Source organism: Pseudomonas sp. MF7453 (assembly GCF_016405455.1).
Lineage (GTDB): Bacteria > Pseudomonadota > Gammaproteobacteria > Pseudomonadales > Pseudomonadaceae > Aquipseudomonas > Aquipseudomonas paralactis.
In genome coordinates this window covers 311208-327567 of record NZ_JAEKCN010000004.1, presented here as the reverse complement: position 1 = coordinate 327567, position 16360 = coordinate 311208, and the positions used below count along the sequence as shown (strand labels likewise).

The following is a 16360-nucleotide window of genomic DNA, read 5'->3' as shown; positions in this document are numbered from 1 at the left end:
GTGATTTGCGTTCATTGACCCAGCGGTGTGGCCGCAGCAGGCGCATTAAGGCGCTGGTTCAGGTTCTGCACCTGGCTCTGCAAGGTGGTGATGTTGCGCGTGGTCTGGATGCGGAACACGTCGAACTCCTTGTTGGTCGGTGCATCGACGTTGGCAGGCTGGTTTTCCTGCGCACTCTTGAGCACCAGCAAATCCTGCTCGATACGGGCGATGGCCGCGCCTGGATTGCCCTGCTTCTTCAAGGCAGCCACGTCGTTGGACAAGTCCTTGATCTCGCCCTGAGCCGCCTTGAGGCTGGCGACCGCATCGGTCAGGGCTTGCACCTGGCCTTGCAGCCTGGCATTGGCGGCCGTGAGTTCGGTGGTGCCGGCGCTCATCTGGGCCAGGCGGCTGTCCAGCTCGGTGGCTTGGCCGGCGACACCCAACTGTTGCTTGCCCTGTTCCTGCAACTGGGCTTCCAACTGCTTGATCTGCAGTTTCAACGCCTCGCTGCCGTTGTTCACGCTGGCTTCACTGGCCACGACCTTGCCGGAAATATCCTGCAGGCGCCCCGCCGCTTCCTCGCTGATACGGGCAAAGCTTTCCTGGGTGGCGACCAACTGCTGGCCCATCAGGGAAATCTGCTGGAAGCTCCACCAGGCAAGGCCAGCGAAGGCAATCAGCAGTGCGCCGACCAACGCCCACAACGGGCCGGTGCTGGCACTCTTGACCTTGACCACCGGCGTGGTTCGCGAGCGCACCGAGGTGGCGGCAGTCGGCACGAAATCATCGTCGTCCCCGAGGTCTGCGCGCAGGCTGGGCACGTTGTCGAAGTCGTCTTTTGCATCGTTACGCATGAATCTACCTTGAATCAATGAGGTGGCTGCCCAGAGGCCGAGCGGCGCAAGTATAAACCGTGCTCCAGACGCATAGGTCGACACGGTGCGGCGAATTCGGTTCCCGATGTGTTGCTGGTTATGAGCTTACTTGAGGCCCGGATCCTGGGCTTTCCACCAACTGCAGAACTCATCGAGTGCGGCCCACAAGCTGACCTTGGGCTCGTAGTCCAGATAATGCCTGGCACGGCTGATGTCTAGGGTGAAATCCTTGTTCATTACCTGCATGCCCAAGCGCGATAGCGAAGGCTCCGGCCGCCCCGGCCACATCGCGCAGAACGCCTCATTCAAGGCCGCCACGCTGTAGGACAAACCGTAGGAGCGATAACGGGTCACTTGGGGCAGCTCCATTTGCCGCATCACATAATTGACCACATCCCATATAGGCACCGGTGCGCCGTTACTGATGTTGTAGGCCTTGCCCAATGCCGAGCCGGGGGCGAGCAGGCTGCTGAGCAGCGCTTCATTGAGGTTGTGCACGCTGGTGAAGTCGACCTTGTTCAGGCCATCGCCGACAATGGCCAGGCGGTTCTTGCGCTGCATCTTCAACAGCCGCGGGAAGATGCTCATGTCGCCGGCACCGGTGACAAAACGCGGGCGCAGCGCCAGTACTTCAAGACCGAACTCCTGGGCCCCGAAGACCTTCTGCTCGGCCAGGTATTTGGTGGCGGCATAGGGATGCTTGAAACGCTTGGGCACCTGCTCTTCGGTGAGCCCTGTGTGGTCGCGGCCATCGAAGTAGATCGACGGCGACGACAGATGCACCAGGCGTGTGACGCGCTGCTTGAGGCAGGCTTCGACCACGTTTTCGGTGACCAGCACATTGCCCTGGTGAAAGTCCTGGTACTTGCCCCACAGCCCGACGGCACCTGCGCAATGCACCACCGCTTCAACGTCGCGGCACAGGTCACGCACCAGGTCGGCATCATTCAAGTCACCCTGGATAAACTCGGCACCGCGCCGGACCAGGTGCTCGACACCCTCGGCGCGTCGCCCGTTGACCCGCACATCCAGGCCCTGCTCAAGGGCAAAACGCGCAAAGCGCCCGCCGATGAAGCCGCTTGCGCCGGTGACCAGAATTTTCATGTAGTACTCCGTGTTCTTTCGTTTTTCATCGCTGTGGCCTTGACGCCCGCCGTCACTTCAACGGCACCAACCAGTGGCCACAAACCTGGGCCAGATGGTCGGTCAACAAGCCCAACAGTTGCCCGCCACTGCGCCAATGATGCCAGTACAGCGGCACATCGATGGGCTTATCTGGCAATAACTCGACCAATACGCCGGTGTCCATCTGGTCGCGCACCTGCAATTCGGGCACCAGGCCCCACCCAAGGCCGGCTTCCGTCAGGCGAATAAAACCTTCGGACGACGGGCATAGATGGTGTTCGAAACCTCCGTTCACCCCGAGGGAGGCCAGATAACGGTGTTGCAGGAAATCATCCGGACCGAACACCAGCGCCGGCGTGCGCGCCAATTGATCGGCCTGCACGCCCTGCGGGAAATGCCGAGCAATAAACGCCGGGCTGGCCAACGCCCGATAACGCATGGCCCCCAACAACAGGCTACGAGCGCCAGCCACCGGGCGCTCGCTGGCGCAAATGCAAGCCGCGACCTCACCGGCGCGCATACGCTTAAGGCCCACGGTCTGGTCTTCGACCACCAGGTCCAGCAGCAAGTGCTGTTCGGCGCAGAAGTCGCTGATGGCTTCGGCCCACCATGTGGCCAGGCTGTCGGCATTCAGCGCGATGCGCAGGCGCTCGGGCATCCCCTCCTCATCCAGCGCCGGCACCTGGCTTTGCAGGTCACGCTCCAGTAAGCGCACCTGTTGCACATGGTTGAGCAGGCGCCGGCCGATGTCGGTCGGGGTCGGGGGCGAAGCCCGTACCAGCACCGGTTGCCCGATACGCGCCTCCAGTAATTTGATGCGCTGGGAGATCGCCGACTGCGACAGCCCCAGCACCTGAGCACCGCGCTCGAAGCCAGCTTGTTCCACCACCGCCGCCAGGGCGGAAAGCAATTTATAGTCGAACATCAGTTTTCCTAATGAGCGATCAGCAATATTGGTTTTTCTTATACAGGCCCGACCCGCACCATAGCCAGCATCGTTTAAGCATCAACAAGGATTCCTCTCTATGTGGCAGAGCTATATGAACGGCTTGCTGGTGGCCCTCGGGCTGATCATGGCAATCGGCACACAGAACGCGTTCGTCCTCGCACAAAGCCTGCGCCGCGAGCATCACTTGCCCGTCGCGGCCTTGTGCGTGATCTGCGATGCGCTGCTGGTGGCCGCCGGGGTGTTCGGCCTGGCCACCGTGCTGGCCCAGAGCCCGATCCTGCTTGCGGTGGCACGCTGGGGCGGCGCGGCGTTCCTGTTGTGGTATGGCGCGTGTGCGCTGCGCAGGGCCTGTTCAAAACAAAGCCTGGATCAGGGTGCCAGCCTCAAGACCCGCTCATTGCGTGCCGTGCTGTTGAGCGCACTGGCGGTGACCCTGCTAAACCCACACGTGTACCTGGACACCGTGCTGTTGATCGGCTCCCTGGGCGCGCAACAAACCGAACCGGGGGCCTACGTGGCCGGTGCGGCCAGCGCTTCGTTCCTGTGGTTCACCACCCTGGCGCTCGGCGCGGCATGGCTGGCACCCTGGCTGGCACGCCCGGCCACCTGGCGCCTGCTGGACTTGCTGGTGGCGGTGATGATGTTCTCGGTGGCCTACCAATTGATCAGCGCCTGAGCAATAGTTGAAAACCCGCTGGAACCTCTATCCCACACAGTTGTTGCGTGGTTATGCCGCACCCCCGGTGCTATGATCAGGCCCCTGCGCCGCAAAGAGTACAAACTCCCCGGCGCATGTTTGGCCGCCCGTGATCGGCCTTGCGCTCACCGCAACTGACCTGATTAGGAGAATCATCATGGCTTTCGAATTGCCGCCGCTGCCCTACGCACACGATGCCCTGCAGCCGCACATCTCCAAGGAAACCTTGGAGTACCACCACGACAAGCACCACAACACCTATGTCGTGAACCTGAACAACCTGGTGCCTGGCACCGAGTTCGAAGGCAAGACCCTGGAAGAAATCGTCAAGTCTTCCTCGGGCGGCATCTTCAACAACGCCGCTCAAGTCTGGAACCACACCTTTTACTGGAACTGCCTGGCGCCAAACGCCGGCGGCCAACCAACCGGCGCGCTGGCTGAAGCCATCAACGCTGCGTTCGGTTCGTTCGACAAGTTCAAGGAAGAGTTCACCAAGACTTCGGTTGGCACCTTCGGTTCCGGTTGGGGCTGGCTGGTGAAAAAGGCTGACGGTTCCCTGGCTCTGGCCAGCACCATCGGTGCAGGCAACCCCCTGACCAGCGGCGACACCCCGCTGCTGACCTGCGACGTGTGGGAACACGCCTACTACATCGACTACCGCAACGTGCGTCCAAAGTATGTGGAAGCGTTCTGGAACCTGGTCAACTGGAAGTTCGTGGCTGAGCAGTTCGAAGGCAAGACCTTCACTGCCTAAGCAGCACCTTCAGTAAAAAGAGCCCGGCGATTGCCGGGCTTTTTTGTGCACGCAAGGCAAACCACCCAGAAACAGCGGAACTCAACAGTAACAATTCACCACACAAACGCCAGGAGGAATAAACCTCCTAATTCAATGTGGAGAATGACGATGGATCCTATTTCGATGGCAACTGGGGTTGCAGGTGCAATCCCAATGGTTGCGGGTATTGTTGATAAAGGGCTGGATCTGGCAAACGGTGCCATGAAGGCAGGAAACAAAGTCCTGGACATGGCAAGCAAAGTCCTGGACATGGCCAGTGAAGGCGCCAAGATCGCTGGGGAAGCGCCAAAGCCCCAGGGTAAAATCGATTTCTCTTAAATCGTCGCCCACTCGAAGGCGGACTTCCTCCGCCTTCTCCGCTACCGGGCTTCGAGCCCGCTGACCTTCCTGCGTTTATCCCGCCCAAACCTCAATTAAGCTGCGACCCCAATGTCCCTTTGACTGCCATCCTCAGATTGCCAATACTCATGGCATATTGACGGCCACCCGCATGAGACAAGGAATGCCCCTTTGAAGCTGGAACTCAAAAACAGCTTGTCGGTGAAGTTGCTACGGGTTGTGCTGCTGTCGGCCTTGATCGTGGGCGTGGCGCTGAGCGTGGCGCAGATCGTTTTTGACGCCTACAAGACCCGTCAGGCTGTGGCTGACGATGCGCAACGCATCCTCGACATGTTTCGCGACCCCTCAACCCAGGCCGTCTACAGCCTGGACCGCGAGATGGGTATGCAGGTGATCGAAGGGTTATTCCAGGACGACGCCGTGCGCATGGCCTCCATCGGTCATCCCAACGAGACCATGCTGGCGGAAAAAAGCCGTGCGTTGCAGCACTCCCCCAGCCGCTGGTTGACCGACCTGATTCTTGGCCAGGAACGCTCCTTTACCACCGCACTGGTCGGCAAAGGCCCCTATAGCGAATACTACGGCGACCTCAGCATCACCCTGGATACCGCCACCTATGGCAGAGGTTTCCTGGTCAGCTCGGTCATCATCTTTATCTCCGGCGTATTGCGCGCGCTGGCCATGGGGCTGGTGCTTTACCTGGTGTATCACTGGATGCTGACCAAACCACTGTCACGGATTATTCAGCACCTGACCTCGATCAATCCGGACCGCCCCAGCGAACACAAGATCCCTCAACTCAAGGGCCACGAACGCAACGAACTGGGGCAGTGGATAAACACCGCCAACCAGTTACTCGAATCCATCGAGCGCAATACCCACCTGCGCCACGAGGCCGAATCCAGCCTGCTGCGCATGGCCCAATATGACTTCCTGACCGGCCTGCCCAACCGCCAGAAGTTGCAGGAACAGTTGGACAAGATCCTCACCGACGCCGGCCGCAGGCAACGACGCGTAGCGGTGTTGTGCGTCGGGCTGGATGACTTCAAGAGCGTTAACGAACAGTTCACCTACCAGGCCGGCGACAAACTGCTGCTGGCCCTGGCCGATCGCATGCGCGCCCACAGTGGGCGCCTCGGCACGCTTGCCCGCCTGGGCGGCGACCAGTTCGCCCTGGTGCAGGCCGATATCGACCAGCCGTACGAAGCCGCCGAACTGGCGCAAAGCATTTTGGATGATCTGGAGGCGGAGTTCGCGTTTGAGCATGACCTGATCAGGCTGCGTGCCACCATCGGTATCACGCTGTTCCCTGAAGATGGCGACAGCACCGAGAAGTTGCTGCAAAAAGCCGAGCAGACCATGACGCTGGCCAAGAGCCGCTCGCGCAACCGCTATCAGTTTTATATCGCCAGCGTGGACAGTGAGATGCGCCGGCGCCGCGAATTGGAAAAGGACCTGCGCGATGCGCTGAGCCGCGACCAGTTCCACCTGGTGTACCAGCCGCAAATCAGCTACCGCGACCATCGCGTGGTCGGCGTGGAGGCCCTGTTGCGCTGGCAACATCCGGAGCACGGCCTGGTCCCGCCGGATTTGTTTATTCCGCTGGCAGAACAGAACGGCACCATTATCCCGATTGGCGAATGGGTGCTGGACCAGGCGTGTCGGCAACTGCGCGAATGGCACGACCTGGGCTTCACCGCACTGCGCATCGCCGTCAACCTGTCTACGGTGCAACTGCACCACACCGAGTTGCCGCGGGTGGTCAACAACCTGATGCAGATCTATCGCCTGCCGCCCCGCAGCCTGGAACTGGAAGTGACCGAGACCGGCCTGATGGAAGACATCAGCACCGCTGCCCAGCACCTGCTGAGCCTGCGTCGCTCCGGGGCGCTGATCGCCATTGATGACTTCGGCACCGGTTATTCATCCCTGAGTTACCTCAAAAGCCTGCCGCTGGACAAGATCAAGATCGACAAGAGCTTCGTCCAGGACCTGCAGGATGACGACGATGACGCGACGATCGTGCGCGCCATCATCCAACTGGGCAAAAGCCTGGGTATGCAGGTGATTGCCGAAGGCGTGGAGACCGCCGAACAAGAGGCGTACATCATCTCCGAAGGCTGTCATGAGGGTCAGGGCTATCACTACAGCAAACCGTTGCAGGCGCGGGAGTTGGCGGCTTACTTGAAGCAGTCCGAGCGTAATAACGCGGTGAGTCTGTGAATTAACCAACCAATACCAAATATTTCCCGCGTATAAGCCTTTACACAAAATGCAAATCTTTCGCATTATGTCGCAGCTTTTGCGCTCCCCGCGCGCCCTATTCACACTCGAAGCAGGATGTTCGCCATGATTCGTATGCCCCTGGCCACCGCCAGTCTGCTGGCCATTGCCATTTCTCTCGCCGGTTGCGGCGAAGGTAAAGACAAGGCCGCCGCGCCTCAAGCACCCGCCGCCGCCAGCACCACCGCACCGGCGGCCGCACCGGCAGGCCAGGTCGACGAAGCAGCCGCCAAGGCGGTTGTTGCGCACTACGCAGACATGGTGTTTGCGGTATACAGCGATGCCGAATCCACTGCGAAAACCCTGCAGACCGCGGTCGACACCTTCCTCGCCAACCCGAACGACGAAACCCTGAAAGCGGCCCGTACCGCCTGGATCGCGGCACGCGTCCCGTACCTGCAAAGTGAAGTGTTCCGCTTCGGCAACTCCATCATCGATGACTGGGAAGGCCAAGTGAACGCCTGGCCCCTGGACGAAGGCTTGATCGACTATGTCGACAAGTCCTACGAGCACGCTCTGGGTAACCCCGGCGCCAACGCCAACATCATTGCCAACAACGAGATCCAGGTCGGCGAAGACAAGATCGACGTCAAGGAAATCACCCCGGAAAAACTGGCCAGCCTCAATGAGCTGGGCGGTTCCGAGGCGAACGTTGCCACCGGCTACCACGCCATCGAATTCCTGCTCTGGGGCCAGGACCTCAACGGCACCGGCCCAGGCGCGGGCAACCGTCCGGCCTCGGACTACCTGACCGGCGACGGTGCTACCGGCGGTCACAATGAGCGCCGCCGCACTTACCTGCGTGCAGTGACTCAACTGCTGGTCAGCGACCTGGAAGAAATGGTGGGTAACTGGAAGCCCAACGTCGAAGACAACTACCGCGCCACCCTGGAGTCGGAACCGGCTACCGACGGTCTGCGTAAAATGCTGTTCGGCATGGGCAGCCTGTCGTTGGGCGAGCTGGCCGGCGAGCGCATGAAGGTCTCCCTGGAAGCCAATTCACCGGAAGACGAACACGATTGCTTCAGCGATAACACCCACAACTCGCAGTTCTACGACGCCAAGGGTATCCGCAACGTCTACCTGGGTGAGTACACTCGCGTTGACGGCACCAAGCTGACCGGCGCCAGCCTGTCGTCCCTGGTGGCCAAGGCCGACCCGGCAGCCGATGCCGCCCTCAAGGCGGACCTGGCGGCAACCGAAGCGAAGATCCAGGTCATGGTCGACCGCGCCAACGACGGCGAGCACTACGACCAACTGATCGCCGCCGGCAACGACAAGGGCAACCAGATCGTGCGCGACGCGATTGCCGCCCTGGTCAAGCAGACCGGTTCGATCGAGGCCGCTGCCGGCAAACTGGGCATCAGCGACCTGAACCCGGACAGCGCTGATCACGAGTTCTGATCCCTGCGGTACTGAAAAAGGCGACCTTGTGGGAGGGGGCTTGCTCCCGATAGCGGTGGATCAGCAGATACATTCTGCTCTGATCATCTGCTATCGGGAGCAAGCCCTCTCCCACATTTTGCTGCGTATAACCTGAAGCACTCTGGTTTACATGCCTCGCACCGCAGGTAGAATGGCGCCTCTGCCCAATCACCCGAGCGAACTTCATGGCGTTGCCGACCCTGCGTATCATCGGTTTCATCATCGGCATCTTCCTGATCACTCTTGCGGTCGCCATGGTCATCCCAATGGCCACCCTGGTGATCTTCGAACGCACCAGCGACCTGCCCTCGTTCCTGTGGGCCAGCCTGATCACCTTTATCGCCGGGTTGGCGCTGGTCATCCCCGGTCGCCCGGAGCACGTACACTTGCGTCCCCGGGACATGTACCTGCTGACAGTGAGCAGTTGGGTGGTGGTGTGCATCTTCGCCGCCCTGCCCTTTTTGCTGACCCAGCACATCAGCTACACCGACTCGTTCTTTGAAAGCATGTCCGGCATCACCGCCACCGGCTCTACCGTGTTGAGCGGCCTGGACAGCATGTCACCGGGCATTCTGATGTGGCGCTCGTTGCTGCACTGGCTCGGGGGTATCGGCTTTATCGGCATGGCGGTGGCGATCCTGCCGCTGCTGCGTATTGGTGGCATGCGCCTGTTCCAGACCGAATCTTCGGACCGCTCGGAAAAGGTCATGCCCCGCTCGCATATGGTGGCGCGGCTGATCGTGGCCGCGTATGTGGGCATCACCATCTTCGGCAGCCTGGCATTCTGGTGGGCAGGGATGGGCGTGTTCGATGCGATCAACCACGCCATGTCGGCGATTTCCACGGGTGGTTTTTCCACCTCGGATGAGTCCCTGGCGCACTGGAAACAACCGGCGGTGCACTGGGTCGCAGTGGTAGTGATGATCCTCGGCAGCTTGCCGTTCGCCCTGTATGTGGCCACGTTGCGCGGCAACCGGCGGGCGTTGATCAAGGACCAGCAAGTGCAAGGTTTGCTCGGCTTGTTGCTCGTGACCTGGCTGGTACTCGGCACCTGGTACTGGTGGACCACCAACCTGCATTGGCTCGATGCCTTGCGCCATGTGGCGCTGAACGTAACGTCAGTGGTGACCACTACCGGCTTTGCGCTGGGGGACTACAGCCTGTGGGGCAACTTTTCACTGATGCTGTTCTTCTACCTGGGCTTTATCGGCGGCTGCTCGGGCTCCACTGCAGGCGGCATCAAGATCTTCCGTTTCCAGGTGGCCTATATCCTGCTCAAGGCCAACTTGAACCAACTGATCCACCCCAGAGCGGTGATCAAGCAGAAGTACAACGGTCATCGCCTGGATGAAGAAATCGTGCGGTCGATTCTGACTTTTTCGTTTTTCTTCGCGATCACCATCTGCGTTATCGCCCTGGCATTGTCACTGCTGGGCGTGGACTGGATGACCGCACTGACCGGTGCCGCCAGCACCGTATCCGGCGTGGGCCCGGGCCTGGGCGAAACCATCGGCCCGGCCGGCAACTTCGCTACCCTGCCGGATGCGGCCAAGTGGATTCTGTCGCTGGGAATGCTGCTGGGTCGACTGGAGATCATTACCGTATTTGTGCTGTGTATTCCGGCATTCTGGCGCCACTGACGCACGACATTTCCTGAAGCCGCACCCGGTATTCACCGGGCGTTGCATTAAACCAGCGGCGAAACGCGCGGAAGAAGTTGCTGGGGTCGGCGAACCCCAGCAGGTAGGCAATTTCCAGCAAGGTCATGTTCGGCTGCGCCAGGTATTGTTCGGCCAGCTCACGGCGGGTGTCATCGAGCAAGGCCTGGAAGCTGGTGCCCTCCTCCTGCAAACGTCTTTGCAAGGTACGCTGGGACAGATGCAGTGTCTGGGCCACCACTTCGCGTTTGGGCTCCCCCTGGGGCAGCAGACGGCACAACACCTGTCGCGCATTATGGGTAACGCGACTTTCGGAGAAACGCGCCAGGTATTCACCGGCAAAACGGTCATGCAATAGCGCCATGGCCTCGTTGGCCGTGGGCAGCGGTGCATCCATATCGGCTTGCTCGAAGATCAGCGCGTCATAGGGCGCATTGAATTGCAGCGGCGCATGGAAGGCCTGCTTGTACGGTGCCAGGTCCGCCGGTTGATCGCCCTGCAGCAGCACCTTGCGCGGTTGCAGGGTCCGCCCGGTAAGCCAGCCGCACAGCGCCAACGCGCTGGCCAGCGAGGCTTCGGCGCTTTGCCGGGTCGGCGGCAAGTGATCGCCATGCACTGTCAGAATCAACGCATAGCCTTCGGGCAAGAGTCGGAAGCTCAAGTCGGCGCTTTCGGCAATGATGCGCTGGTAGCGCACCAATCGCATAAAGCCTTCAGCCAGGGTGTTGCTGGACATCAGCGCATAACCGGCAACATGGAACGAGGCCGGACGCACCACCTTGCCCATGTTCAAGCCAATCGCCGGGTTGCCTGACACCTCCACCGCCCGCTGCCATAGGCGAGTCATGGAGTCCTGGGGAAAACGCGCGTCCGGGTCACTGAGGGCGGCATAGTCCAGGCCCAGTTGCTTGAACAAGGCACGGCAATCCAGGCCGTCCATTTCCAACGCCTTGACTATCCCCATCGCCCAGCTTGCAGAAGTTGTTCGTTCGCTCATGGCGTCTTCTTATTGAAAGCAGGCTCAAACGGCAGCCAGGAAGCCAAGGATACTAAAGTGGCATCTATTGTCACTGGCTCTTGCCACTGATCACTCTAGACTCAAATAAGCTCCCCGCCGAACAGCTGTTGGGCGGCACAACAACCAGAGGGTCCGCCGCCGTGGAAAACACCCGAAAATTCAACAGCTTTGCCGAGTTCTACCCGTACTACCTGAGCGAACACGGCAACAGCACCTGCCGGCGCTTGCACTTTATCGGCACCACCCTGATGATCGGTATCCTCGCATATGCCATCGGCCGGGGGTCACTGCTCCTGTTGCTGGCCTTGCCGATTGCAGGCTACACCTTCGCCTGGATAGGCCATTTCTTTTTTGAAAAGAACCGCCCGGCGACCTTTCAGCACCCGTTCTACAGCTTGCTGGGGGATTTTGTGATGTACCGCGACATGATCCTGGGCAAGGTACCGTTCTAAATAAACGCCTATTGCAAACTTGCTCCCTGTAGGAGCGAGCTCGCTCGCGAAGCTCTCACAGACACCGCTGGCAACCTGACGCACTGCGTTATCGTTGACGCTTTTCGCGAGCAAGCTCGCTCCTACAGTCTTTGAGGATAAAAATGGGCAAGACAGTCCAGATAAAAGTCTTTTTGTCATTTACGGTGCTGTATCCTGCCAAGGCTTTTTGAGAACGCGCAATCACCTGCGATTGAAAACAGACCTTGCGAGGAGCGACGACGATGCACGAGATACCTAATCTCCCCTTCCCAAGCCTGCACCCAACAGAGCAGCCAACACCGCAACAGGCCAGCAACAAGCAGCCTGAGACCAAAGACGCAAAACCAGTCGACAGCAAACGCCGAGACTGACGCCGTACCAGACCGTGTGGAAAGCGCACCTTTGAGCGCTTTCCACACTGCCTGAATCATTCGAGATACTCATCATGACCACGACCCTTCCCGATACGCCGGACGCCGCCGTGCTCGACGCTGCCTTGCAGATGGTCGAAGTCTGGAACCGCCTCAGTGCAGACAAGCAAGCCACACTGCTCAAGCGCTTCGGCACCCAGGAAAACGCCCTGGCAGCCCTGGTGACGACCCAACTGCTGGCGCCTGCCCAAGCCTGATGCTCCTTTGATCTGAGGTTTTACATTTTTGCCGCCCTGCCCGGCCTGTGCGCCGGTATCATTAGCAGCCTATCTTTACCTGCTGCGACAGTGGACCTCTCCCATGCCTGATACCCAACGACCCATGGCCGTGACGCTGCAAGTCGTTTCCATCGTGCTGTTTACCTTTATCGGCTACCTGAATATCGGCATCCCCCTGGCCGTATTGCCGGGCTACGTGCATAGCCAATTGGGCTATGGCGCCGTGATCGCCGGGCTGGTGATCAGCGTGCAATACCTGGCGACCCTGTTGAGCCGCCCCTATGCCGGCAAGATTATCGACAACCTGGGCAGCAAGCGCGCGGTGCTGATCGGCCTGGTGGGCTGCGGTTTAAGTGGCGTATTCATGTTGCTGGCGGCGTGGTTTTCCAGCCTGCCGGCTGTGAGCCTGGGCAGCCTGTTGATCGGTCGACTGGTGCTGGGCAGCGCCGAAAGCCTGGTGGGGTCAGGCGCAATCGGCTGGGGCATCGGCCGTGTCGGCGCGGCGAACACCGCCAAAGTCATCTCCTGGAACGGTATCGCCAGCTACGGCGCGCTGGCGGTCGGCGCACCGCTGGGGGTGCTGTTGGTCAGTCGGTTCGGGTTGTGGAGCATGGGCGTAAGTATCATTCTGCTCGCCGTGCTGGGCGTGCTGCTGGCCTGGAACAAACAAGCCGCGCCAATTGTGCCCGGTGTACGTCTGCCGTTCATGAATGTGCTGGGCCGTGTGTTGCCCCATGGTTGCGCGCTGGCGCTGGGCTCCATCGGCTTTGGCACTATCGCCACCTTTATCACCCTGTACTACACCACCCAGCACTGGGATAACGCGGTGTGGGCCTTAAGCCTGTTCGGCGCCAGTTTTATCGGCGCACGTTTGCTGTTTGGCAATTTGATCAACCGCATTGGCGGCTTTCGCGTCGCGATTGCCTGCCTGTCGGTGGAAGTACTCGGCCTGCTGTTGCTGTGGCTGGCGCCGGATGCTCAACTGGCGCTGGCGGGTGCGGCGTTGAGCGGCTTCGGCTTTTCCCTGGTATTCCCGGCGCTTGGGGTAGAGGCGGTCAACCTGGTCCCGGCCTCCAGCCGTGGCTCGGCGCTGGGCGCTTATTCGCTGTTTATCGACTTGTCTCTGGGCATCACCGGGCCGCTGGCGGGCGCGGTGGCGGCAGGCTTCGGCTTTGCTTCGATCTTTCTGTTCGCCGCCCTGGCAGCTCTCGCCGGCTTGCTGCTGAGTCTGTACCTGTACCGTCAGGCACCCAAGGCGCGGGAAACGCGCGACGCCTAGAAGTCGACCTTGCCGCGCCCTGCCTTAATGCTGCCGCGCTTGGTCTTGGATTCCAGGCGGCGCTTCTTCGAGCCCAGGGTGGGCTTGGTCGGGCGGCGCTTTTTCTCGACCTTGGTGGCGCTCTGGATCAACTCCACCAGGCGCTCCAACGCATCGGCGCGGTTCTGCTCCTGAGTACGGTATTGCTGGGCCTTGAGCACCAGCACACCTTCGCTGGTAATACGACTGTCGCGCAGCGCGAGCAGGCGCTCCTTGTAGAACTGCGGCAATGACGACGCCGGAATGTCAAAACGCAAGTGCACTGCGCTCGACACCTTGTTGACGTTCTGACCACCGGCGCCCTGGGCGCGGATAGCGGTCAGCTCGATCTCGGCGTCGGGCAGGTGCACATTGTTGGAAATTACCAGCATCAATCAAAAACCTTAGGCAACGGACAAGCCCAACTCGGACAACAACATCGACGCCTGGGCTTTGGAAATCACGGCGCCTTTGAACAGTTTGGCATCATTGAGGCGAAAACCGCTCAAATCTGCACCGCGCAAGTCAGCACCCGCAAAATTGGCACCGTTGATGCGGGCATGTGCGAGGCTGCAGTCGACCAGTTCAGCCTTGCGAAAGTCCGTATCCGACAAGTCGCTGTCGGAAAAGTCCAGATTATTGAGCTCGGTTCGGGCAAACGACAGTCCGGATAAAAAGGCACTATTGAGCAGGGTTTCGCTGAAGCTCAGCCCCAGTGACGCACAATGGGTAAAATTGGCGCCCGTCAGCTTGCATTGGGTGAAATTGGCCTGGGACAGTTTGCTGCGCTGCCAGCGGGTGTTGTTCAGGTCGCAACTGTGGAACTGCGCCTCCAGCAGGTTGGCCGCTTCGAAAATTGCGAGGCTGGCGCGGCAGTTTTTCCACTGAGTCCCTTCCAGTCGAGAACCGAGAAACGAGGTCTGGACCAGGGTGCAGCGCTCGAATATCCAGTGATCCAGTGCCATGCGCGACAGCTCGATGCCGCTCAAATCCACTCCGATCAAGCGCAAGGGGCCGCTGTGCTGGTCGATCAAGTCTTCCAGCTCATCGCGCTGCAACGCGCCATCGGCAATGTCGGTGTGTTGCATGGGGCCTCCGGGCACACTGGCAAAAAAGAGGGGGCGATTCTAACCTGCCCCTGCCCACAAAAAACCCGGCACGGCGCCGGGTTTTCTGTATGTGGAAAGGTCCTACTCCAGAACCGGACCCGCTGTGCCAATAGCTGGCCGCGCCGTGCGTTTGTTCTTGATCCAGTAACACACCGCCATGAACGCCACCCACACCGGGATCGCATACACCGACACCTGAATCCCCGGCATCATCAGCATGATCACCAGAATAAACACTACGAACGCCAGGCAAATGTAGTTTCCATACGGATACCACAGCGCCTTGAACAAGGGCACCTGGCCGGTGCGGTTCATGTGCTGGCGGAACTTGAAGTGCGAGAAGCTGATCATTGCCCAGTTGATCACCAGCGTAGCCACCACCAGCGACATCAGCAGTTCAAGCGCGTTATGGGGCATCAGGTAGTTCATCAGCACCGCCACCAGGGTGATCGCCGCCGAGGCCAGAATCGAACGCACTGGCACGCCGCGCTTGTCGATTTTGGCCAGGGCCTTGGGCGCGTCGCCCTGCTCGGCCATGCCCAGCAACATGCGGCTGTTGCAGTAGGTGCCGCTGTTGTACACCGACAGCGCCGCCGTCAGTACCACAAAGTTGAGGATATGCGCGGCGGTGTTGCTGCCCAGCATCGAGAACACCTGCACGAACGGGCTGCCGCTGTAGGCATCGCCGGAGGCGTTGAGGGTCGCCAGCAGGCTGTCCCACGGCGTCAACGACAACAGCACCACCAGGGCACCGATGTAGAAAATCAGGATGCGGTAGATCACCTGATTGATCGCCTTGGGGATCACGGTGCGTGGCTGATCGGCTTCAGCGGCGGTGAAACCGAGCATTTCCAGGCCGCCGAACGAGAACATGATGATCGCCATGGCCATCACCAAGCCGCCCACGCCGTGGGGGAAGAACCCGCCGTGGTCCCACAGGTTGCTCACCGAGGCTTGCGGGCCGCCACTGCCGCTGACCAGCAGGTAGCTGCCCAGGGCAATCATGCCGACGATCGCCACCACCTTGATGATGGCAAACCAGAACTCCGCTTCACCGAAGACCTTGACGTTAGCCAGGTTGATCACATTGATCAGCACGAAGAAGGCCGCCGCAGAGACCCAGGTCGGAATCTCCGGCCACCAGTAGTGCACGTATTTGCCGACAGCGGTCAGCTCCGACATACCCACCAGAATGTAGAGAATCCAGCAGTTCCAGCCCGACAGAAAACCGGCGAAACCGCCCCAGTACTTGTGGGCAAAATGGCTGAAGGAGCCGGCGACCGGCTCCTCGACGATCATCTCGCCAAGCTGGCGCATGATCATGAAGGCGATAAAGCCGCAGATCGCATAGCCCAGGATCATCGACGGGCCGGCGGATTTGAGCACCCCGGCCGAGCCCAGGAACAGGCCGGTGCCGATAGCGCCACCGAGGGCGATCAACTGGATATGCCGATTTTTCAGGCCGCGTTTCAGCTCGCCTGAGGAGGAATGGGTTCCACTCATGAAAAGGGTCTCACGCAAGGTTTGAGAAGGTGAATGCAGGTTGCTGCTTGAATTACCGACTCAAGCAGCGCCGCTCAAACCCCGGCGCAGGCACCAGGAGTACAGCGTTTTTCTAACGGTCATGCGTCACCTGTTTGTTTTTATCTGTGACGAAATCGAACCCGTCCGGCTCGTGGCCAGGC

The 16360-nt window shown here is 60.2% G+C and carries 16 protein-coding genes; 9 read left to right on the top strand and 7 right to left on the bottom strand.

Annotation, left to right across the window (positions count from 1 at the left end; genetic code table 11):
• Positions 1-11 precede the first annotated feature (11 nt).
• The 3 genes from JFT63_RS09270 to JFT63_RS09260 form a co-directional block, all read right to left on the bottom strand.
• Positions 12-836, bottom strand: coding sequence for a hypothetical protein (locus JFT63_RS09270; RefSeq protein WP_057704248.1), 825 nt, complete (start codon positions 834-836; stop codon positions 12-14).
• A gap of 126 nt (positions 837-962) precedes the next feature.
• Positions 963-1961 carry an NAD-dependent epimerase/dehydratase family protein gene (locus JFT63_RS09265; protein ID WP_057704249.1) on the bottom strand — a complete coding sequence of 333 codons (999 nt, stop codon included), beginning with the start codon at positions 1959-1961 and terminating at the stop codon, positions 963-965.
• Between the two features lie 52 nt (positions 1962-2013).
• Entirely contained in the window at positions 2014-2907 is an 894-nt protein-coding gene (locus JFT63_RS09260) for a LysR family transcriptional regulator ArgP (RefSeq protein WP_057704250.1), read from the bottom strand.
• Positions 2908-3007: 100 nt separating this feature from the next.
• Here JFT63_RS09260 and JFT63_RS09255 point away from each other — a divergent pair, with 100 nt between their 5' ends.
• The 6 genes from JFT63_RS09255 to JFT63_RS09230 all read left to right on the top strand — a co-directional run bounded on the left by JFT63_RS09255 (position 3008) and on the right by JFT63_RS09230 (position 10111).
• Complete coding sequence (locus tag JFT63_RS09255) at positions 3008-3607, top strand: LysE/ArgO family amino acid transporter (RefSeq protein WP_057704251.1); 600 nt, start codon at positions 3008-3010, stop codon at positions 3605-3607.
• Positions 3608-3785: 178 nt separating this feature from the next.
• On the top strand, positions 3786-4382 hold the full coding sequence (locus JFT63_RS09250) for a superoxide dismutase (RefSeq protein WP_003212997.1): 597 nt from the start codon (positions 3786-3788) through the stop codon (positions 4380-4382).
• 150 nt (positions 4383-4532) lie between these two features.
• Positions 4533-4742, top strand: coding sequence for a hypothetical protein (locus JFT63_RS09245; protein ID WP_157243947.1), 210 nt, complete (start codon positions 4533-4535; stop codon positions 4740-4742).
• 192 nt (positions 4743-4934) lie between these two features.
• Positions 4935-6986, top strand: a complete 2052-nt coding sequence (locus JFT63_RS09240) for a putative bifunctional diguanylate cyclase/phosphodiesterase (protein WP_198843820.1) — start codon at positions 4935-4937, stop codon at positions 6984-6986.
• Between the two features lie 126 nt (positions 6987-7112).
• On the top strand, positions 7113-8450 hold the full coding sequence (locus tag JFT63_RS09235; RefSeq protein ID WP_198707286.1) for an imelysin family protein: 1338 nt from the start codon (positions 7113-7115) through the stop codon (positions 8448-8450).
• Between the two features lie 206 nt (positions 8451-8656).
• Positions 8657-10111 carry a TrkH family potassium uptake protein gene (locus JFT63_RS09230; RefSeq protein ID WP_057704255.1) on the top strand — a complete coding sequence of 485 codons (1455 nt, stop codon included), beginning with the start codon at positions 8657-8659 and terminating at the stop codon, positions 10109-10111.
• Here the strand turns inward: JFT63_RS09230 and JFT63_RS09225 are convergent.
• Complete coding sequence (locus JFT63_RS09225) at positions 10068-11126, bottom strand: AraC family transcriptional regulator (protein WP_057704256.1); 1059 nt, start codon at positions 11124-11126, stop codon at positions 10068-10070. The two genes, JFT63_RS09230 and JFT63_RS09225, sit on opposite strands and share 44 nt — an antisense overlap.
• Before the next feature lie 161 nt (positions 11127-11287).
• Here JFT63_RS09225 and JFT63_RS09220 point away from each other — a divergent pair, with 161 nt between their 5' ends.
• From JFT63_RS09220 to JFT63_RS09210, 3 genes are all read left to right on the top strand, one after another.
• Positions 11288-11599: an Mpo1-like protein gene (locus JFT63_RS09220; RefSeq protein WP_198843819.1), complete on the top strand. Its 312-nt coding sequence runs from the start codon at positions 11288-11290 to the stop codon at positions 11597-11599.
• Positions 11600-12065: 466 nt separating this feature from the next.
• Positions 12066-12248 (top strand): hypothetical protein, encoded by a 183-nt coding sequence (locus tag JFT63_RS09215; protein ID WP_057704257.1) that lies wholly within the window; start codon positions 12066-12068, stop codon positions 12246-12248.
• A 103-nt stretch (positions 12249-12351) separates the two neighbouring features.
• A complete protein-coding gene (locus JFT63_RS09210) occupies positions 12352-13548 on the top strand; it encodes an MFS transporter (RefSeq protein WP_198843818.1) in 1197 nt (398 codons plus the stop codon).
• On the opposite strand, the gene arfB is transcribed toward JFT63_RS09210, so the two are convergent.
• The 3 genes from arfB to JFT63_RS09195 all read right to left on the bottom strand — a co-directional run bounded on the left by arfB (position 13545) and on the right by JFT63_RS09195 (position 16178).
• A complete protein-coding gene (arfB, locus tag JFT63_RS09205; protein ID WP_057704259.1) occupies positions 13545-13958 on the bottom strand; it encodes an alternative ribosome rescue aminoacyl-tRNA hydrolase ArfB in 414 nt (137 codons plus the stop codon). The two genes, JFT63_RS09210 and arfB, sit on opposite strands and share 4 nt — an antisense overlap.
• A gap of 12 nt (positions 13959-13970) precedes the next feature.
• Positions 13971-14654, bottom strand: coding sequence for a pentapeptide repeat-containing protein (locus JFT63_RS09200; protein ID WP_198843817.1), 684 nt, complete (start codon positions 14652-14654; stop codon positions 13971-13973).
• Between the two features lie 102 nt (positions 14655-14756).
• Positions 14757-16178, bottom strand: coding sequence for an amino acid permease (locus tag JFT63_RS09195; RefSeq protein ID WP_057704261.1), 1422 nt, complete (start codon positions 16176-16178; stop codon positions 14757-14759).
• Positions 16179-16360: the final 182 nt, after the last annotated feature.